The following is a 19920-nucleotide window of genomic DNA, read 5'->3' as shown; positions in this document are numbered from 1 at the left end:
CACACACCCCGACGAGCGCAGGAGGCGGGCCGATGAGCCTGAGCACGGAGCACCCGGCGGCGGTCGGCGCGCCGGCCGAGCGCATCCACGAATTCATGCTGGCCGCGGCCCGCACCGCGCCGGACAGCCCGGCGGCCTGGGAGGCGGCGGAGGACGGTTCGCACCGGGTCCTCAGTTACCGCCAACTGGAGCGCAGGGCCCACGACTACGCGGTCACCCTGGACTCCCTCGGCCTCGACATCGGTGACCGGGTCGTCCTGGAGAGCGACAACTCGGCCGCCGCCGTGGCCGCGCTGCTGGCCTGCTCGATGCTCGGGCTCACCTTCATCCCGGTGAGCCCCGACGTCCCCGACCCCCGCCTCCGTACGATCATCGACACGGCGGAACCGGCGCTGCACCTCCAGACGCTGAAGGGCACCCGCGAGGGCATCCCTTCGACCGTCGGCACGGCCCGTTTCGGCCCGGACGGCGTGACCGTGGAGCGCGTCCCGGTGGCGCGCACCCGGCACCGCCGTGAGGCCGTCACCACCGACGCCGCGTACATGATCTTCACCTCGGGCACCACGGGCCGCCCCAAGGGCGTCGTGATGAGCCACCGCGGGGTGCTCTCCTTCTACCGGGGCATGCTGCGGCACTCCATCGTCACGCCGCAGGACCGGCTCGCGACGACGTCCCCGCTCCAGTTCGACTTCGCGCTCCTCGACATCGGGCTCGCCCTGGGCTCGGGGGCGCAGCTCATTCCCGTACCGCGCGAACTCATGCACTGGCCGCGCCGGTTCCTGAAGTTCCTCGCGGACACGGGGGCCACGCAGGTCGACGGGGTGCCGTCCATCTGGCGGCCGGTGCTGCGCCACGAAGCGGCCGGCCTCGCGGCCCTGTCCGGGCAGATCCGCGGGGTCCTGTTCTCCGGTGAGGCGTTCCCGCTTCCCGAGCTGCGTCAACTGCAAACGCTGCTGGACCGGGTCCGGGTGGTGAACTGCTTCGGCCCGACCGAGGCGATGGCGTTCTCCCTCACCGATGTGCCGAACCCGCTGCCCGAGAACATCGACAAGCTCTCCATCGGCTTCGCCTACCCGGGCGCGGAGATGCTGCTGCTCGACGAGGAGGGCCGCCCGGTCGACGAGCCGGGCGAGGTGGGCGAGATCCACCTGCGCGGCCCGTCCCTCTTCACCGGCTACTGGGACGACCCCGAGGCCACCCGGTCCGTTCTCGTCCCGGACCCCCTCAACCCCCGCTCCGGCCAGGTCGTCTACAAGTCCAGCGACCTGGCGTACCGGGGCGAGAGCGGCGAGCTGTACTTCGTCGGCCGCTCCGACCTCCAGGTCAAGATGCGCGGCAACCGCGTCGAACTGGGCGAGATCGAGCGCCGGCTCCTGGAGTTCCCCGGCGTGGAGGCCGCGGCGGTCGTGGTCCGCCCGCGCCCCGGCGAGGACCCGGAGCTGTACGCGTACGTCGTCCCGGCCCACGGCTTCGACGCCCAGCCGGTGGCCCTGAGCGCCTTCTGCAAGCAGACCCTCCCCGACTACATGGTCCCCCGCAAGGTCTCCCTGACCCCGTCCCTCCCCCTCACCCCGAACGGCAAGACGGACCGCCGCGCCCTGGCGGCGCTGGTGGCGGAGGAGTGAGCGGGCGCCTCCCTCGCACCTGCTCGGTCTGTATGGCGACCGGGGTCGCGCTCCGCGCCCTCGGACCTACTTGCGCGTGAGTGCCTTGCGTACCGCCACCGTGTCCGTGTCTTCGGAAAGGTTGACCGACTGGTCGATCAGCCAGGTGCCGTCCTCGCCGGGCACGACGCGGTGTGCCGTGTCGATGGTCACGCCGTTCCCTATGGGGCCCAGGGAAACCCGCAGGCCGATGCCCGCGGGGTGGACGCCGGATGCCGGGAGGTCGATCGGCTCGCCCGTGGTCACCCGGGCGCCCGAGCCGTCGTTGATCCGGGGGACGCCCCTGACGGCGACGCACTCGGCGATCGTGTCGGCCTCCCAGCGCCGCCGCAGGCGGTCGGTGATGGCCTCGCACGCGGCTTCCCAGTCCATGTCCAACTGGGCCTGCTGGTAGGCCCGGGCGGCCTCGACCGCGGCCGTCGTGCGGTCCTCGCCGGCATCACCGTCACCACCGAACCACGCCGCCGGCAGGATCGCCGCCACCACGAGCACCGCCCCCGCCGCACGTGCACCCCGGACACCCATCCACGTACCCCCTCATCCGCATGCCGGCGCCGATTACAGCACACGGCCGCAGGCGCCTTTCCTACCCGGGCGCGGGCGTCACGGACCCCTATTCGGGGCCCTGTCTGTACCCCTGTTCCCTTGCGCGCGGGGCCCCTACGCGCCAGTACTTCCGTTCACTGATACGTACGTCCCGTCCCCCCAGCATTGGACCGTCTCCATGACCAGCTCCCAGAGCGAGAACGCACCTACCGGACCGGAGGCCAGAGCGGGCCGGAAGGAATGGATCGCCCTCGGCGTTCTGCTCCTGCCCGTGCTGCTCGTCTCCATGGACCTGACCGTCCTCTACTTCGCGATCCCGTCCATCAGCGAGGAGCTGCGGCCGTCCGGCAGCCAGCAGCTGTGGATGATCGACATCTACGGCTTCGTGCTCGCCGGCGTCCTGCTCACCATGGGCGCCCTCGGCGACCGCATCGGGCGCCGGCGGCTGCTGCTGATCGGGGCCGTGGTCTTCGGCGGCGGTTCGCTGCTCGCCGCGTACGCCAACAGCCCGGAGATGGTGATCAGCGCCCGGGCGTTCCAGGGCATCGGCGGGGCGACGCTGATGCCGTCGACGCTGGCGCTGATCCGGAACCTGTTCCGGGAGCAGACCCAGCGGCGTACCGCCATCGCGGTGTGGTCGACGGGCATGGCGGCGGGCGCGGCGCTCGGGCCCGTGGTCAGCGGGGCGCTGCTGGCCGGGTTCTGGTGGGGGTCGGTGTTCCTGATCAACGTGCCGGTGATGGTGCTGCTGCTGGTCGCGGGGCCGTTCCTGCTGCCGGAGTTCAAGGACCCCGCCGCCGGGAAGTTCGACCTGGTGAGCGCCGTGCTCTCGCTGGCCGCGATCCTGCCGGTCGTCTACGGGTTCAAGAAGATCGCCGTGGACGGGTTCACGATTCCGTACGTCGTCGCGATCGTCGTCGGGCTCGCCTTCGTCCCGATGTTCCTGCGCCGTCAGCGCACCAGCGCCGACCCGATGATCGACGTGTCGCTGTTCCGGAACCGGGCGTTCGGCGCCTCGGTGACCGTCAACATGCTGGCCTGCTTCACCCTCGTCGGGTACTCGTTGTTCTCCACGCAGTACATGCAGTCCGTGCTCGGGATGAGCGCCCTGAAGTCCGCGCTGTGGACGATCCCGGGGACCATCGCGGTCGGCGCGGTCGTGCCCCTGGCGACGGTGCTCGTCCGGACGATCCGCCCGGCCGTCATCATCGCGAGCGGCTTCGGGCTGGCCACCGTCGCGCTGCTGATGCTCACCCAGGTGCCGGACGAGGACGGCCTCGTGCTGATCCTGATCGGCATCATCGCCCTCGCGGTCGGCCTCACCCCCGTCCTCACCCTGGTCACCGAACTCGTCGTCGGCCAGGTGCCGCCGGAGCGCGCCGGCACCGCGTCCGCGCTGCTCCAGACCTGCCAGGAGCTGGGCGGCGCCCTCGGCGTCGCCGTACTCGGCTCCATCGGCGCCACCGCCTACCGCAACAGCTCCGCGCTGGACGACCCCGCCAGAGTGCCGGACAGCGCGCTGGACGCGGCGCGCGAGACGATCGGCGGCGCGCTCGCGGCGGCGGCCCGGCTGCCCGGCGAGGCCGGCGGGAACCTCGTGGACGCGGCCCGTTCCGCCTTCACCACCGAGGTGCACGCGGCATCCGTGGCCGGCGCGGTCGTGATGGCCGGGGCCGCCGTCGTGGCACTCGTCGGGCTGCGATCCGTACAGCAGGACAACGCGAAGGCGACCGAGCCGGCCGAGGGCGAAGGGGCTGCCGCGCAGTCCTCGACGGCGGGCGTGCAGGAGCCGGGCACGGGGCTCGCGTAGCGCCGTTCCCGCGCGGGCCGGGCGTAACCTCCACCCGCGCGGGGCTCGCGTAGCGCCGTTCCCGCGCGGGGCCGGGCGTAACCTCCACCCGCGCGGGGGTCGCGTAACGCCGTTCCCGCCCGTAACACCCACCCCTCAAGGGGTCCGAAAGCAGCCGTCCAGGAGCGCGTCCCCCGTCGCTCCTGGGCGGCTTCGCCATGCCCGGGAGCCGCGGAAAACCCGCAGGGGTGGCGGCTGTTCGTAAGGGTCCGGCTGGGGTCGGTTCTGGGGTCCGGTGGCCGATTCACGTCCCTAGCATCGGCATCGTGTTCGAGCAGACGCTCGGACTGCCGGGCACCAGGCTGGAGGAATATCCGCATGTCCCTGCTGGCAACCGATCCTGCCGAGGCGGCACGGTTCCGCGCCTACGGACCACGGCAGCTCGACGAGATCGCCGACCGCCACGGCCTGCCCGCCGACATACGGGAGACCGTCCGGCTCGTGTCGATGGTGCTGCCCTTCCGGGTCAACGAGTACGTCCTGTCGCAGCTGATCGACTGGGACCGCATCCCCGACGACCCGATGTTCCAGCTGGTCTTCCCGCAGAAGGGGATGCTGAGCGGGCAGAACGAACGCGATCTGGCCAAGCTCTCCGCGGACCCCTCCGGCAAGGTCGCGCTGCGGGCCCTGGTGCAGCAGATACGCGGCCGGCTCAACCCGCACCCGTCCGGGCAGAAGGAGCTCAACGTCCCCACCCGCGACGGCGTCGAACTCCCGGGCCTCCAGCACAAGTACCGCGAGACGGTGCTGTACTTCCCGAGCCAGGGCCAGACCTGCCACTCGTACTGCACGTACTGCTTCCGCTGGGCGCAGTTCGTCGGCGACAGCGAACTGCGGTTCGCCGCACCGGACCCGCGTGGCCTGATCTCGTACTTGGAGACGCACCCGGACGCCGGCGACGTGCTCGTGACCGGCGGCGACCCGATGGTGATGTCCACCGCGCGGCTGCGCACCCACCTGGAGCCGCTGCTGTCGCTGGACAGCGTGCGCACGATCCGGATCGGGACGAAGTCCGTGGCCTACTGGCCGCAGCGGTACGTCACCGACCCGGACGCCGACGACGTGCTGCGGCTGTTCGAGGAGGTCGTCGCCACCGGCCGGAACCTCGCCGTGATGGCGCACTTCAGCCACCCGCGCGAGCTGGAGACCGACCTCGCCCGACGCGCCGTCGCCCGCATCCGGTCCACCGGCGCGCTGGTCTACTGCCAGGCCCCGTTGATCGCGAAGGTCAACGACGAAGCCGACGTGTGGGCGCGGATGTGGCGGGCCGAACTGGCCGTCGGCGCCGTGCCGTACTACATGTTCGTGGAGCGCGACACCGGCCCGTACGACTACTTCAGGGTGCCCCTCGCGCGGGCGGCGGAGATCTACCGGGACGCCTACGCGACGCTGCCCGGCCTCGCCCGTACGGTGCGCGGCCCTGTGATGTCCGCGACGCCCGGCAAGGTGGCCGTCGACGGGGTCGTCGAGAAGGCCGAGGGGCTGTTCTTCCAGCTGCGCATGATGCAGGCGCGCGACCCGAAGCTCGTCGGGCGCCCGTTCCTCGCGCACTACGACGCCGACGCGGCCTGGCTGGACGACCTCCGCCTCGACCACTCGGTGCCCGCCGACATCGCCCGTGCCATCGCCGGGCCGGTCCGGTCCACCGAGCCGGAGCTCTTCGGGAGCCGGACGGCCGTCGCCGGGGTGGGGGGCCAGGCATGAGCACGATGGGCATGTCCCCGAACCTCGCGCTCAACCAGCTCGTCGCCGAACGCCGGGCGGCCGGCGAGAGCCTCGTCCACCTCGGCTTCGGCGAGTCGCGGCTGCCCGCCTTCGGGCCGCTCGTCGAGCGCCTCGTCGCGGGAGCGCGGCGCAACGCCTACGGCCCGGTGGCCGGTTCGCCGGGCGTACGGGAGGCCGTCGCCGGGTACTTCGCGCGGCGCCGCCTGCCCACCGGAGCCGAGCAGATCGTGGTCGCCCCGGGCAGCAAGCCGCTGCTCATGGCCGTCAACCACACGGTCCCCGGCGACGTGCTGATCCCGCGCCCGGCCTGGAACACCTACGCCCCGCAGGCCCGGCTGGCCGGCAAGCACCCGGTCCCCGTGCCGATCCCCGAGGAGTGCGGCGGGGTGCCCGACCCGGCCGTGCTGCGCGAGCACATCCGGGCGGCGCGCGCCGGGGGCCGCGATCCGCGCCTCATGATCCTGACGCTGCCGGACAACCCGACCGGCACCCTCGCCTCGCACGCGATGATCCGTGAACTGTGTGCCATCGCCGATGAGGAGGACCTGCTCATCGTCTCGGACGAGATCTACCGGGACGTCATGCACGACCCGGAGGCGGACTACCTCAGCCCCGCCGAGGTGGCGCCGGCCAGGACCGTCGTCTGCACCGGGCTCAGCAAGTCCCTCGCCGTGGGCGGCTGGCGGATCGGGGCGGCCCGCTTCCCCGAGGGGCCGTGGGGCGGGTCGATCCGCGCCGGGGCCGTCTCGGTGGCCAGTGAGATCTGGTCCACGCTCGCGGGCCCGATGCAGGAGGCCGCCGAGTACGCCTTCGGGGAGCCGGAGGAGATCCGGGAGCGGCTGCGCGCCAGTGCCCGGCTGCACGGGGCCGTCGCCCGCGAGGTGCACCGGATCGCCGTGGACGCGGGGGCACGCTGCCGGCCGCCCACCGGGGCGTTCTACGTGTACCCGGACTTCGAGCCGGTCCGGGAGGAGCTCGGCAAGCACGGCGTGACGGACTCGGCCTCGCTGGCCCGGAGGATGCTGGACCTGGGGACTGTGGTGCTCGCGGGGCACCTCCTCGGGGACGAGCCGGGGGCCCTCCGCTTCAAGTGCGCGACGAGCATGCTCTACGGCGACAGCGCGGAGCAGCAGGAAATGTCACTGGCCGCAGAAAAACCGCTGGAACTGCCGCACGTGCGGTCGGTGCTCGACCGGGTCGAGGAAAGTTTTCAACGCCTTCTGTGAAATCCGCTGGACTTCTGCGGGCTCATTGAACGGGAGCGGCCCGACTCGGACGGGAAATCCTAGTCGGGCCGGGCGGTGGATCCGTTTCCTCACGCGGATTCTGTTTTGGTGATCAGGGTGTTCCACAGGATGTCCGGGCTGGCGAAATTCTCCAGCTTCAGGGCGTCGTCCAGAAAGCGCACGGAATAGGCGCTCTCCAGTGCGGCGAGCAGCTCGATCGTGCCCATGGAGTCGAGTCCCAGCTCCTTGAGCGGGGAATCGTCGGTCAGCTTCTCGCCCGGATCGAGATAGGGCAGGAACGGGCGGATGACGGCCTCGAAGGCTTCGTCCCAGGTGTGATTCGCGAGTTCTGGCATACGGGAATGATGAGGGCGTCCGTCGGCGGCTGTCAACGTGTCACGGAAATGTCCCGGGAAAGCCCGAGAGTATGCCGGGAAATGAGGAGCGGAAATGGAACCAATGACGTCGAAGGCGTTGCACGCGCGTTTCCTGCGGGGCCTGGAGAAATCCCCGGATCGGATCGCCGTCCGGGTGGGCGGGGACACCGTGGACTACACGACGGCCCATGCGACGGCCCTGGCCTGGGCGGGCGCCCTGCTGGCCGCCCCCGGCGGACCGCCCACGGCCATCGGCATCCTGACCGGCCGCGGTACCACCGCGTACGTCGGCATCCTGGCGAGCCTGTACGCGGGGCTCCCGGCGGTCCCGATCCCGGCCGACTTCCCCGCCGGCAAGGTCGTCTCGATGCTCGGCGCGGCCGAGGTGTCCGCCCTGGTCGTCGACGAGGAGGGCGCGGCCCTGCTCGCCGGCGGCCCGGGGGCGGAGCTGGGCGGCCTGCCGGTGCTGGCGCCGCACCTGGACGCGGCCGGGGCGCGGGCTTTCGCCGAGGGGACCGGCCTTCCGGCGCTGGCGGCGGGCCCGGACACCGCGCTGGACGGGCCCCGGGACGCGGCGCCCGAGGACGTGGCGTACATCTTGTTCACCTCGGGCTCGACCGGCCGCCCCAAGGGGGTCCGGCTCACCCACGGCAACATGGCGCACTACTTCGCGCTGATGGACGACCGGTACGACTTCTCGGCCGACGACGTGTTCTCCCAGGCCGCCGGGCTCAACTGGGACTCCGCGGTCTCGGACCTGTGGTGCGCGTGGGCGGCCGGGGCGTCGCTGGTGTCGGTGCCGTCGCACGCGTACCGCGATCTGCCCGGGTTCGTCGCGGAGCACGGGATCACCGTGTGGTTCTCGGCGCCCAGCGTGATCTCGCTGTCCCGGCGCACCGGACGGCTGCTGCCCGGCTCGATGCCCACGCTGCGCTGGACGTACTTCGGCGGCGAGGCCCTTCAGTTCGAGGACACCGACGCCTGGCAGCGCGCCGCGCCCGGCTCCGCGGTGATCAACGTCTACGGGCCGACCGAGATGACGATCACCACGCACCGCCACCGCTGGTCGCCCGAGGAGTCGGTCCGGCTCGGCGTCAACGGCGTCGTCCCGCTGGGCCTGCTCCACGAGGGCCACGCGGAGCTGCTGCTCGACGAGCGGGGCGAGGAGGCGGCGGACGAGGGTGAACTCTGGCTCGCGGGTCCGCAGCTGTCGGCCGGCTACCTCGACGAGGAGGACGGGCACGGCAAGTACCTGGAGCGGGACGGGCTGCGCTGGTACCGGACGGGGGACCGGGTCCGCCGGCTCGCCGACGGCCAGCTGGTCTACCTCGGCCGGATGGACTCGCAGGTGCAGGTGCAGGGCTACCGCGTCGAACTGGCCGAGGTGGAGCACGCGATGCGGGCCGCGTGCCCGGTGACGGGGGCGGTCGTGGTCGGCGTGCCGGTGGCCAACAGCACCGAGCTGGTCGCGTTCTACCTCGGTGAGCCGCGCGCCCCCAGGGACTTCCACCGCGATCTGGCGGCGGTGCTGCCGCCGCAGCTGATTCCGCGCCACTACCACCGGCTGGACGAGTTCCCGCTCAACACCAACAAGAAGACGGACCGGCTGGCGCTCACCGCCCTCGCGACGGAGCGGCACGGCACGAAGGCGCCGGAGCCGGCGCGCGTGACCCCTGCGGCCGCCTGAGCCCGCTCGCGTAACCCCAGGGCCTTCCCGGCCCCCACAGACCCCACAGGTATCACCCTCACCACCGTCCTCAGGAGGACAGTCAGTCATGTTCACAAGACTCCGCGCGCAGCGGAAGACGGCCCGCAGGTTCACGCTGCTCGCCGCCGTGGCGATGGCGACCACGCTCGGTATGGCCCCCTCCAACGCGTGCGCGGCCCAGGTCGACTGGTCGACCGGCGGCCACGACCTGGCCAACAGCCGTTCCGCCTCGGCGGAGCACAAGATCACGAAGGACAACGCGAGCCGGCTGAAGGCCAAGTGGACGTACGCCACCCACGGCGACGTGTCGGCGACCCCGGCGGTCGTGGGCGGGGCGGTGTACTTCCCCGACTGGGGCGGCTACCTGCACAAGATCAACGCGAAGACCGGCAAGGAGATCTGGTCGCACAAGGTCTCCGAGTACACCGGTGACGCGGCCTCGGTCTCCCGGTCCAGCCCGACGGTCGTGGACGGCAGGGTCTACATAGCCGACTGGACGAAGGCCGTCCTGATGGCGGTGGACGCGAAGACCGGCGACAAGATCTGGACGCGCGAGATCGACCAGCAGTACAAGGCAGTGCTGACGCAGTCGCCGGTCGTCCACGACGGCGTCATCTACCAGGGCGTCTCCTCGCGCGAGTCCGAGGGCGCGTACGACCCCTCGTACCCCTGCTGCACCTTCCGCGGCAGCGTGAACGCCATCTCGGCGAAGACCGGCAAGGTGCTGTGGCGGCAGTTCACCACCCCGGACAACGGCGGGAAGCCGGGCGGCTACAGCGGTGTCGCCGTGTGGGGCACCCCGGCCCTGGACCCGTCGACCAACACGGTCTATTTCACCACCGGCAACAACTACACCGTGCCGAAGGAGGTCTCCGACTGCCAGACGGCCGGCGGCACGCCCGCCCAGTGCTACCAGGAGGACAACTACGTCGACACGGTCCTGGCCCTGGACATGACCACGGGCCGGATCAAGTGGCACACCGGCGCCAAGCGGTTCGACGCCTGGAACACGGGCTGCCTGCCGGGCCTCCCGCCGAACAACTGCCCGCCGAACCCGGGCTACGACTACGACTTCGGTGACGGCGCCCACCTGTTCACCATCAAGGACGCGAGCGGCCGCCCCCGCAAGGTGATCGGCGCGGGTGAGAAGAGCGGCGAGTACTGGCTGATGGACGCCACCAGCGGCGAGGTCGTCTGGAGCGCGGCGGCCGGACCCGGCGGACACGTCGGCGGCATCGAGTGGGGCACGGCCAACGACGACAAGCGGATCTACATCGCCGAGGCCAACTTCAACAAGCTCGACTATCCGATGGCCGACGGCACCGTCACCAACCGCAGCTCGTTCGCCGCACTCGACCCGCAGACCGGCAAGATCATCTGGCAGGTCGCGGACCGCACCGACGGCTTCGCCTGGGGCGCCCTGACCGCCGCGAACGGCGTCGTCTTCGGCGGCTCCACCAGCGGCCACATGTACGCGTTCGACGCGGCCACGGGCAACTACCTGTGGGAGTTCACCGCCCCGTACTCCTCCAACGCCGGCCCGGCCGTCGTCGACGGCACGGTCTACTGGGGCAACGGCTACGCCCGCTTCGCCGACGGCGCCGGCACCACCGGCAGCAGCACCGAGGGCACGTTCTACGCCTTCACGGTGGACGGCAGGTAAGCGGTACGACAGAGGGGGCCGGTGCCACGACGGCACCGGCCCCTTCCGCGTGCGTACCGCTCTCAGGCCGCGACCGGCATCCGGCGCCGCGCCGGCCGCATCGCCGAGCGGGGGGTCACCGGCATTACCCGGAAGTTCCGGGTGGTGCACGCGACGCGGGTGAACAGCCCGTCCGCGCCGGAGACGCAGAGCCGGGCCACGCCCGCCGCCTTCAGCGAGGCCACCACGTCCGGCCAGCGCACCGTGCGTACGAAGCCGTCGAGCAGCATCTCGCGCACGCCCGCACCCGTCGTCACCGTGCGGCCGTCCTGGTCCGCGATCACCGGCAGCCGCGGGTCCGACCAGGTCAGCCCGGCGAAGATCTCCTCGTCGACCCGGTCGCGCAGCCCGTCGAAGAGGTACGAGTGCATCGGCGGCTTCATCGTGTACATCGCCATCCCGCCGAGCGAGCGGATACGGCGCTGGAGCCAGTCCAGGACCGACTCGTGGACGGTCAGCATCGTGAAGTCGTGGTCGACGACGCAGGCGATGTCGCTCCACTCGCCGCGCTCCTCCAGCTCCCGGCGCAGCTCCGCCACGCCCTCCTGCGGCACCCGGGCCATCGACTGGGTGACCAGGGCGGGGTGCTCCCGGGCGAAGTAGTCGTCCACCGTCTCCGCGAGCCGGGCCGTCATCGTCACCGCGTCGGCGAAGTCCAGGACCCCGGAGTACACGGCGGCGGCGCGGGCGCCGAAGCTCGGGCCCGTCACATGGGACGGGTCGACCTCCAGCCGCTCACCGGCGAAGTGCGCCAGGGCCAGGCAGTTCACCACGAAGGAGATCTGCCCGTAGAGCGAGTAGTCGCCCTCGGTCTCCTGGTAGCGGTCGGCCAGGCGGTAGCCGAGGGTGTCGTCGGCGCGCGCGTACAGCTCGCGCGCGTACGGGTTGACCAGCATGAACCGGGAGACCTCGGAGAAGGCCGTCGGCTGCATGCCGGGGAAGACGATCGCCGTCCGCGTCGCCTCTGCGGGTTCGGTGTGGGTGTCCATGGGCCGAGCGTCACCCGTACCCCCTCCCTCGGTGCACCCCTGCCGCCCCCTGAGTTCGGCGCGTGCGCCGGGGCGCGCAAGCGAGCTGCAAGGGCCTTTGCGGAGGATCGGCGGGAACGAGGGCCGCACATCCACGGGCCCGCAGACGCGAGGGGATGCCGCGGATGTCAGAGTCACGCTTCGCCACCTTCACCGAACTGCTCCGCGCCCGGACGGCCGAACTCGCCGACGAGGACGTGCACGTCTTCCTCCGTGACACCGCGGACGGTCCGGTGGCCGAGCACCTCACCTACGGAGAGCTGGACCGGGAGGCGAGACGCATCGCCGCCTGCCTCCAGAGCTACGGCGTGGCGGAGCAGCCCGTGCTGCTCGCCTACTCCTCGACCGTGGAGTTCCTCAAGGGCTTCGCGGGCTGCCTGTACGCGGGAGCCGTCGCGGTCCCCGTACCGCTGCCCGGCGAGGCCGGCCGCGACAAGCGGCTCAACCGGACCACCGCCGTGCTCAAGGACACCGGCGCCGCCGTCGTCCTCACCGAGACCGACGCCGCGCCCGAGGTCGCGCTCTGGCTCGCCCGCAACACCCGGTCCACCGCCGAGTGCCTGGTCACCGACGTGTCCGAGATCGGCGACCCGGAGGCGTGGCGGCCGGTCGCGGCCCGCGGGGACGACCTGGTCTTCCTCCAGTACACCTCCGGCTCGGTCTCCGAACCGCGCGGCGTGACCGTCTCGCACCGCAACCTCCTCGCCAACCAGGCCAGTCTGAAGAAGCTGCTGCACACCACCCGCGAGGACGTCTTCGGCAGCTGGCTGCCCTACTTCCACGACATGGGCCTGGTCGCGCACCTGCTGCATCCGGTGTACCTCGGCAGCCACAGCGTCCAGGTCACCCCGCTCTCCTTCGTGAAGCGCCCGCTGCGCTGGCTCCAGGCCATCGACGAGTACGGTGTCACCGTCGGCGGCGGCCCCAACTTCTGCTACGACCTGTGCGTCCACCGGGTCAAGGACGAGCAGATCGCCGCGCTCGACCTGTCCCGCTGGCGGCTCGCGCTCAACGGCGCCGAGCCCGTGCGCGCCGAGAGCCTGGACGCATTCGCGGAGCGGTTCGCGCCCGCCGGGTTCCGGCCGGAGGCACTGCGCCCCTGCTACGGGCTCGCGGAGGCCACGCTCGTCGTCTCCGGCGGCGAACCCGGCACCCCGTACGTCCGCAAGGAGTTCGACCAGGCGGAGCTGGAGCGGGACCGGGCCGAGGCGGCGGGCACGGAGACCCGCCGGCGGACCCTCGTCGGCTGCGGCGTGCCCGTGGACACCGACGTACGGATCGTGGACCCGCTGACCCACCACGAGCTGCCGCCCGGCGCGGTCGGCGAGATATGGGTACGCGGCTACAGCGTCGCCCGCGGCTACTGGCGGCGGCCCACCGAGACCGTCCGGACCTTCCTCGCCGCCGTCAACGACGAGGAGAGCAACTTCCTGCGCACCGGCGACCTCGGGATGATGGTCGACGGGGAGCTGTTCGTCACCGGTCGGCTCAAGGAAGTCATCATCATCAACGGCCGCAACGTCTACCCGCAGGACGTCGAGTGGGCCGCCCGCACCGTCAGCCCGGCCCTGACCTTCGGCGCCGGAGCCGCGTTCTCGGTGGACGCCGGCCGTGAGCACCTGGTCCTCGTGCAGGAGGTGCGGGGCGTCGCCGACAGCACCGAACTGCGCACGGTGGCCCAGAAGATCCAGGCCCTGATCGGCCAGGAATTCGAGATCCCGGCCGGCAACATCCTGCTGGTGCGCCCCGGTGCCGTGCGCCGCACCAGCAGCGGCAAGGTCCAGCGGACCCTGATGCGGAAGCTGTTCCTGGACGGTGTGGTGCGCGGCGAGTACGAGGTGCTGACCCCGGACGTGTGGGCGCTGGCCCGCGCCGAGGACGTGCTGTTCGGAGGCGACCTGCTGCGGCCGGAGGGAGCCGACGGAGGAAGGCGGTGGTGACGACCCTGCCCACCGCGCTCCCGCACACCTCCGAAGCGGCCGCGCGCCGGCGCGAGAGCGCCGTCCGGGCCCGGGTCGCCGAGCTGGAGGACCTGTTCGGCGACCCCTCCGACCCGGCCAACCCGGCCGGGTACACCGCGCTCCTCGAAGCCGACCGGGCCGCGGTGCCGTTCGCCGCGGGGGAGGCGCTGCTCGACGAGTTCGGGATCGTCGACGAGTACGTGCCGCGCGCGCTGGGCGGCCGGCTCGACGCGATGGACACCCTGGTCCGGGTCATGCGGCCGGTGATGCGCCGGGACGTGGGCCTGGCCATCGGGCACGGCATGACCACGTTCATGGCCGCGTCCGACGTCTGGGCCACGGGCAGCGACCGGCAGCGGGAGTGGCTGGCCGGGCTGCTGCGTGCGGGCGGCCGCGCGGCCATCGCCCAGCACGAGACCGCGCACAGCAACGACTTCGTACGCAGTCAGGTCACCGCCCGGCGCGGCCCCGGCGGCGGCTATCTGATCAGCGGCGGGAAGCCGCTGGTCAACAACCTGGAACGGGCCGGGGCGCTCGTCCTGTTCTGCCGCACCGACCCGGCCCCGGGCAGCCGCAGCCACTCCGTGCTGCTGCTGGCACCGGAGCAGCTGTCCGACGCCCACGCGGCCGTCACCGCCCGCCGGACCCCGGTCGGGCTGCGCGGCTGCCGGTTCGCCGGGGTGGAGTTCGACGACTGCCCGGTGCCCGACGGGGCGCTCCTCGGCCCGGAGGGCAGCGGGATCGAGACCGCGCTGCGCTCCTTCCAGATCAGCCGGACCGTGATCGCCGCGACCGCCGTCGCCGCCCTGGACACCAGCCTGCGCACCGCCGTCCGCATCGACCGCGAGCAGTCCGGCGGCTGGCAGGGCCGGCCCACCGACAACAGCCGCACCGGCGCGGCCCTCACCAACGCCTTCGTCAGCCTGCTGCTCTACGACGCGCTCGCCGTGGTCGCCGCCCGCGCCCTGCACCTGCTGCCCGCCGAGACGAGCGTGACCTCGGCGGCGCTCAAATACCTGATGCCGCGCGTGCTCGGCGAGACGATGTACGACCTGTCGATCGTCCTGGGCTCCGACTTCTACACCCGCGAGGGCACCCGGGGCATCTTCCAGAAGCACGTCAGGGACGTGCCCGTGCTCAGCCTCGGCCACGCCGGCACCGTCGCCTGCCAGGCCACCGTCATCCCGCAGATGCCCCGGCTGGCCCGCCGCTCCTGGTTCGTCGAGGACGAGGCGCCCGCCGGGCTCTTCCGGCTGGACGGGGACCTGCCGCCGCTGCGCACCGACCGGCTCGCGCTGGCCTGCGGCCGGGACTCGCTCAGCGCCTCGCTGCTCGCGGTCGCCGCGCGCATCGAGGGCCACGGCCCCGTGGAGCGTGCCCTGCGCGCCCTCGCGGGGCTGCTCGTCGAGGAGTTCCGGGACGTGCGGCGGCGGGTGCTCCGGCTGGAGGCGGCGGGACCGGCCACCAGCGCCCAGCCCGCCAGGTTCGCCCTGATGGACCGGTACACGCTGCTGCTCGCCGGGGCCGCCGTGCTCGGCGTCTGGGACCAGGCCCGCTACGGCTCCGACCCGTTCCTCGCCGACCCGTCCTGGGCCGCCGCCGCGCTGCACCGCATCTGCGGGCGGCTCGGCACACGCGTCGACGCCCTCCCCCCGGAGTGCGAGACGCGGCTGAGGCACGAGGTCCAGCTCCGCTTCTCCACCCGGACCAGCTACGACCTCTACTCGACCCCGATCCCGGGTTGACCGAAGGAGTCCGCCATGACCATCCCCACCGGCCGGCACGCCCTTGCCGCCGACACCGCGAAGGCCGACGGCGTGTACGAGTGGCTGTCGGCCCGCCTCTCGCTCTACCTGCGGCGGGCGCCCGAGTCGATCGACCCGGCCGTGCCGCTCGCGGAGTACGGCATGGACTCGGTGGCGGCGCTCAGCCTCTGCGGCGACCTGGAGGAGGAGTTCGGCCTGGAGGTCGAGCCCACCCTGCTCTGGGACTTCCCGACCGTCTCTGCGCTCGTCCGCCATCTGACCGCCGTGCTGCCGGACGTCCCGGCGGACCCGGCCGCCGCGCGGGGCCAGAGCTGATGGGGGACATCGCCGTCGTCGGTATCGACTGCGCGTTCCCCGGAGCGGCGGGCGTGCGGGCGTACTGGGACCTGCTGGTGGGGGGCAGGGCCGGCATCGGGCCCGTCCCCGGACAGCGCTGGGAGGCGCGGGACTTCCCCGCGGTCGGCGACAGCGGCGGTTTCATCGACGACGCCGATGTCTTCGACAGCGACTTCTTCTCGGTCACCCCGCGCGAGGCCGCCGCGATGGACCCGCACCAGCGGCTGCTGCTGCCCTGCGCCTGGCGGGCCCTGGAGGACGCGGGCCGCGCGCCCGGCGGACTGGCGGGATCCGGGACCGGGGTGTTCGTCGGCGTGATGGGCGGCGAGTGGGGGCGGCTCACGATGAGCGACCTCGCCCAGGTGACCCCGCTGCTCGGTTCCGGGAGCAGCGCGGGCATGGCCGCCAACCGGATCTCGTACCACTTCGACTTCACCGGCCCGAGCCTCGCCGTCGACACGGCCTGCTCGTCCTCGTTGGTCGCCGTCCACCTGGCCGCGAACTCGCTGCTCGCCGGGGAGTGCGACACCGCGCTCGCGGGCGGGGTCAACATCGTGCTCTCGCCCTCGCTGGGCCTGGTCTACGGGCAGCTCGGCCTGGCCGCGGCGGACGGGCGGTGCAAGCCGTTCAGCGCCGAGGCGGACGGGATCGGCCGCAGCGACGGCGTCGGCCTGGTCGTGCTGCGCCGGCTGGAGGACGCGCTCGCCGACGGTGACCGCGTCTACGCCGTGCTGCGCGGCAGCGCGGTCAACCAGGACGGCCGCAGCAACGGGATGATCGCGCCCAACCGCTGGTCCCAGGAGCGTGTCCTGAACGCCGCCTACAAGCGCGCCGGGGTCAGCCCCGCCGAGGTCGCGTTCGTGGAGGCGCACGGCACCGGGACCGTGCTCGGGGACGCCATCGAGTGCGCGGCCCTCGGCTCGGTGCACGGTGTCCCGCGCGAGACCCCGTGCGCGATCGGCTCGGTCAAGGGCAACCTGGGCCACACCGAGGCCGCGGCCGGGATCGCCGGGTTCATCAAGGCCGCGCTGGCCCTGCACCACCGCATCGTCCCCGCCAGCCTCTACGCGGAGCGCGAGAACTCCCGGCTGCGGCTGGGCGAGCGCGGTCTGCGGCTGCTGAAGTCCCCGGTCCGGCTGCCGCGCGGCGAGAACATCGCCGGGGTCAGCAGCTTCGGCATGGGCGGTACGAACGCGCACGCCGTCCTCGCGAGCGCCCCCAGGTCCCCGCGCGCCGTCCCCGCCCGGGCCCGCGCGGACGCCGGTGCGGCCGGGGTGTTCACCGTCAGCGCCGACACCCCGGAGGCGCTGTGCCGCAACCTCGCCGCCCAGGCCGACGCGCTCGCCGCGCTGCCGAAGGGCGGGGCGGCCGCCCTGTGCCGGAGCAGCAACCGGGTCAAGACCGGTCTGCCGCACCGCTTCGCGCTGACCGCCCACGACACCGGCGAACTCGTCGACGGACTGCGCCGGGCGGTCGCGCTGCGCACCCCCGCGCCGGGCGAGCTGCGGGCCGCCGCCGACCGGCCCTGGGGGCGTCCGGTGGTGGCGTTCCTCTTCACCGGCCAGGGCAGCGAGTACCCCGCGATGACGGCGGGCCTGTACCGCGAATCCCCGGCCTACCGGCGCCACTTCGACGCCGCCGACGAGGCGCTGGCCGCGCACCTGGGCACCTCGGTGCGCGAGGCGGTGCTCGGCGGTGAGGAGTGGGGCGGCCGGCCCGAGCTGGTCCAGCCCGCGCTGTTCGCCGTCGGCTACGCGCTGGCCCGGACCCTCACGGAGCTGGGTGTCACCCCGGCCGCCGTGCTCGGCCACAGCCTCGGCGAGTACGCGGCCGCCGTCACGGCCGGGGTCCTCCCGCTCGGCGAGGCCGCCGCCCTCGTGGCCCGGCGCGCCCGGCTCACCGCCGCGCTGCCCCCGGGCGGGGGCATGATCACCGTCTCGGCCGGCCCGGAGACGCTCGCCCCGGCCCTGGCAACGGAGCCCGAGGTGGTGGCCGCCGCGCTCAACGGGCCCGCCGACACCGTGCTGTCGGGTCCGCTGGACGCCCTGGCCCGGATCGCCAAGGAGCTGACCGGGCTCGGCATCCGGACCCGGGAGCTGGCCTCTCCGTACGCCTTCCACTCCGCCCGGACGGCCCCGGTCGCCGCCGGACTGCGCACCGCCCCGGTGGACTGCGCGCCCGCCGCGCTGCCGGTGGCCTCGACCCGGTACGGGCGGATGCTGCGCGACGAGCCGATGGACGCGGAGTACTGGGCCGGGCAGGCCGAGGAGCCGGTGCTCTTCGACGCGGCGCTCGGTGCCCTCGTACGCGACATCGCCCCGACCCACCTGGTCGAGATCGGCCCGCAGCCCCAGCTCACCCGGATCGCCGCCCGCGCCGGCAGCCTGGGCGGTGCCGAACTCCTGCACCCCGCGCCCGGGCCCCAGGGCACCGGCCGGGACCTGGCGGAGACGGTTGCGGCGCTGTACCGCTGCGGACTCGACCCGGACTGGGAGCAGTTGTACGCACCGGAGCACCGGAGGCCCGAACCGCTCGTCCCGTACGTCTTCTCGTCCGCCCAGCGTTACTGGGACCGGCCGCCGGCCTCGGTCGGGGCGCCGGTCGAACGGCGAACCGATGATCCACCGCGCCGCGGGGAGACGCCACGCCGCGGGGAGACGCCACGCCACGGGGAGACGCCACGCCCCGAGGAGACGCCACGCCCCGAGGAACCACCGCGCCCCGTTGTTTCACGTGAAACAGAGAGTAACGGGGCCGGGAGCGGCGACCCGGTGCTCGTCGCCGTCGTGGAAGCCGTCACCGAGGTCGGCGGCTACCCCACGGAGCGCGTGGTGCGCGAGGCCCGCTTCCACGAGGACCTGGGCTTCGACTCGGTGATGATCATGCAGCTCAAGAACCGGGTCGAGGCCCGGCTCCCGAGAGTCGGTGAGGTATCCGTGCAGCAGATGCTGCCCGCACTGCGCTCGGTCGGTTCGCTGGCCGAGTTCCTGGACGGCGTGATCATGGCGAGGTCGGCATGACCGACGTCCATATCGCCGCGACCGGCACGGCACTGCCCGGCGACCCGGTCGACAACACCACGCTGGCCAAGATGCTCGGGGCGAGCAAGGAGTGGATCGACCTCTTCGTCGGCACCCGGACCCGCTACTTCGGCTGGGATCCGGCCACCGGCGAGGTGCACGGCTCGCTGGCCGACCTGTGCGCCGAGGCCGCCGCCCAGGCCGTACGGGCGTCGGGGCTCGGCCTCGCGGACATCGAGTTCCTGGTGCTCGCGACCGCGACCCCGGACACGCTCCTGCCCACCACCGCCACCGAGGTCGCCGACCGGCTGGGCCTCGACCATCTGCCCGTCTACCAGATCCAGGCCGGCTGCTCCGGGGCCGTGCAGGCGCTCGACCTGGGCCGCAGCCTGATCGCGGGCGGGCGGCACGCCGGGCTCGTCATCGGCGGCGACGTCACGTACCGCTTCCTGTCGCCCCGGCAGGACGCCGCGAAGATCCCCACCAACGAGCTGGTCAACTACGTCCTGTTCGGGGACGGAGCCGGCGCGGCCGTCCTCACCGCCGAGCCGGAGGGCGAGCGGATCGCCGTGCGCTCGGTGCTCAACTCCTGGACCGGACGCGGCCGACAGCCCGGCCAGCTCCTCGACTGGTACGGCACCACCGACCGCGACTCCGACCGGCCGATGCTCGCCGAGGACTACAAGGCGATCGAGGAGCACGTGCCGCCGATCGCCTCGGAGATCCTCTGGGACCTGCTCGGCGGCCTCGGCTGGAGCCTGGATGACATCGGGTTCCTGCTGCCGCCGCAGCTCTCCGAGCGGATGACCGCCCGGATCGTGGAGCGGCTGCCCGACTGCGCCGCCCGCGAGGTCTCCTGCGTCGCCGATACCGGCAACACCGGAAACGCCCTGCCGTTCCTCCAGCTCGACCGGCTGGTGCCCGAACTCGCCGACGGCGACCGGGCGCTCGGCCTGTGCGTCGAGTCCAGCCGGTGGATCCGGGCCGGGTTCGCCCTGGAGAAGGTGTGAGG

The 19920-nt window shown here is 72.8% G+C and carries 14 protein-coding genes; 11 read left to right on the top strand and 3 right to left on the bottom strand.

Going from position 1 to position 19920, the window contains the following annotated elements; all coding sequences use genetic code 11:
• Window positions 1-32: 32 nt before the first annotated feature.
• The gene (locus tag BLW14_RS15315; protein ID WP_093707843.1) at window positions 33-1625 is read left to right on the top strand and encodes an AMP-binding protein; all 1593 of its coding nucleotides are present in this window, start codon (window positions 33-35) and stop codon (window positions 1623-1625) included.
• Between the two features lie 66 nt (window positions 1626-1691).
• On the opposite strand, the gene BLW14_RS15310 is transcribed toward BLW14_RS15315, so the two are convergent.
• Entirely contained in the window at window positions 1692-2189 is a 498-nt protein-coding gene (locus tag BLW14_RS15310) for a hypothetical protein (protein WP_093707842.1), read from the bottom strand.
• A 199-nt stretch (window positions 2190-2388) separates the two neighbouring features.
• Here BLW14_RS15310 and BLW14_RS15305 point away from each other — a divergent pair, with 199 nt between their 5' ends.
• The 3 genes from BLW14_RS15305 to BLW14_RS15295 all read left to right on the top strand — a co-directional run bounded on the left by BLW14_RS15305 (window position 2389) and on the right by BLW14_RS15295 (window position 7010).
• Complete coding sequence (locus BLW14_RS15305; RefSeq protein ID WP_093707841.1) at window positions 2389-4020, top strand: MFS transporter; 1632 nt, start codon at window positions 2389-2391, stop codon at window positions 4018-4020.
• 357 nt (window positions 4021-4377) lie between these two features.
• Entirely contained in the window at window positions 4378-5763 is a 1386-nt protein-coding gene (locus tag BLW14_RS15300; RefSeq protein ID WP_093707840.1) for a KamA family radical SAM protein, read from the top strand.
• Window positions 5760-7010: a pyridoxal phosphate-dependent aminotransferase gene (locus BLW14_RS15295; protein WP_093707839.1), complete on the top strand. Its 1251-nt coding sequence runs from the start codon at window positions 5760-5762 to the stop codon at window positions 7008-7010. Before BLW14_RS15300 ends, BLW14_RS15295 begins: the two co-directional genes overlap by 4 nt.
• 89 nt (window positions 7011-7099) lie before the next feature.
• Here the strand turns inward: BLW14_RS15295 and BLW14_RS15290 are convergent, their stop codons facing one another.
• Window positions 7100-7366, bottom strand: coding sequence for a phosphopantetheine-binding protein (locus BLW14_RS15290; RefSeq protein WP_093707838.1), 267 nt, complete (start codon window positions 7364-7366; stop codon window positions 7100-7102).
• Between the two features lie 103 nt (window positions 7367-7469).
• Between BLW14_RS15290 and BLW14_RS15285 the strand changes: the two genes are divergently transcribed.
• Together BLW14_RS15285 and BLW14_RS15280 are read left to right on the top strand one after the other, a co-directional pair.
• A complete protein-coding gene (locus BLW14_RS15285) occupies window positions 7470-9074 on the top strand; it encodes an AMP-binding protein (protein WP_093707837.1) in 1605 nt (534 codons plus the stop codon).
• Window positions 9075-9162: 88 nt separating this feature from the next.
• A complete protein-coding gene (locus BLW14_RS15280) occupies window positions 9163-10758 on the top strand; it encodes an outer membrane protein assembly factor BamB family protein (protein WP_093707836.1) in 1596 nt (531 codons plus the stop codon).
• A 62-nt stretch (window positions 10759-10820) separates the two neighbouring features.
• Here the strand turns inward: BLW14_RS15280 and BLW14_RS15275 are convergent, their stop codons facing one another.
• Window positions 10821-11786, bottom strand: coding sequence for an ACP S-malonyltransferase (locus tag BLW14_RS15275; protein WP_093707835.1), 966 nt, complete (start codon window positions 11784-11786; stop codon window positions 10821-10823).
• A gap of 164 nt (window positions 11787-11950) precedes the next feature.
• Between BLW14_RS15275 and BLW14_RS15270 the strand changes: the two genes are divergently transcribed.
• From BLW14_RS15270 to BLW14_RS15250, 5 genes are read left to right on the top strand one after another with little or no spacing between them, the layout of a single operon-like run.
• On the top strand, window positions 11951-13765 hold the full coding sequence (locus BLW14_RS15270; RefSeq protein WP_256332795.1) for a fatty acyl-AMP ligase: 1815 nt from the start codon (window positions 11951-11953) through the stop codon (window positions 13763-13765).
• Window positions 13762-15531, top strand: a complete 1770-nt coding sequence (locus BLW14_RS15265; RefSeq protein ID WP_093707833.1) for an acyl-CoA dehydrogenase family protein — start codon at window positions 13762-13764, stop codon at window positions 15529-15531. Before BLW14_RS15270 ends, BLW14_RS15265 begins: the two co-directional genes overlap by 4 nt.
• Before the next feature lie 15 nt (window positions 15532-15546).
• Window positions 15547-15867 (top strand): acyl carrier protein, encoded by a 321-nt coding sequence (locus BLW14_RS15260; RefSeq protein ID WP_093707832.1) that lies wholly within the window; start codon window positions 15547-15549, stop codon window positions 15865-15867.
• A complete protein-coding gene (locus tag BLW14_RS15255) occupies window positions 15867-18908 on the top strand; it encodes a type I polyketide synthase (protein WP_093707831.1) in 3042 nt (1013 codons plus the stop codon). Before BLW14_RS15260 ends, BLW14_RS15255 begins: the two co-directional genes overlap by 1 nt.
• Entirely contained in the window at window positions 18905-19918 is a 1014-nt protein-coding gene (locus BLW14_RS15250; RefSeq protein WP_093707830.1) for a 3-oxoacyl-ACP synthase III family protein, read from the top strand. Before BLW14_RS15255 ends, BLW14_RS15250 begins: the two co-directional genes overlap by 4 nt.
• Window positions 19919-19920 lie beyond the last annotated feature (2 nt).

Origin of the sequence: Streptomyces sp. 2131.1 (assembly GCF_900105515.1) — a bacterium.
Lineage (GTDB): Bacteria > Actinomycetota > Actinomycetes > Streptomycetales > Streptomycetaceae > Streptomyces > Streptomyces drozdowiczii.
This window is presented reverse-complemented; position numbering and strand designations above follow the sequence as displayed.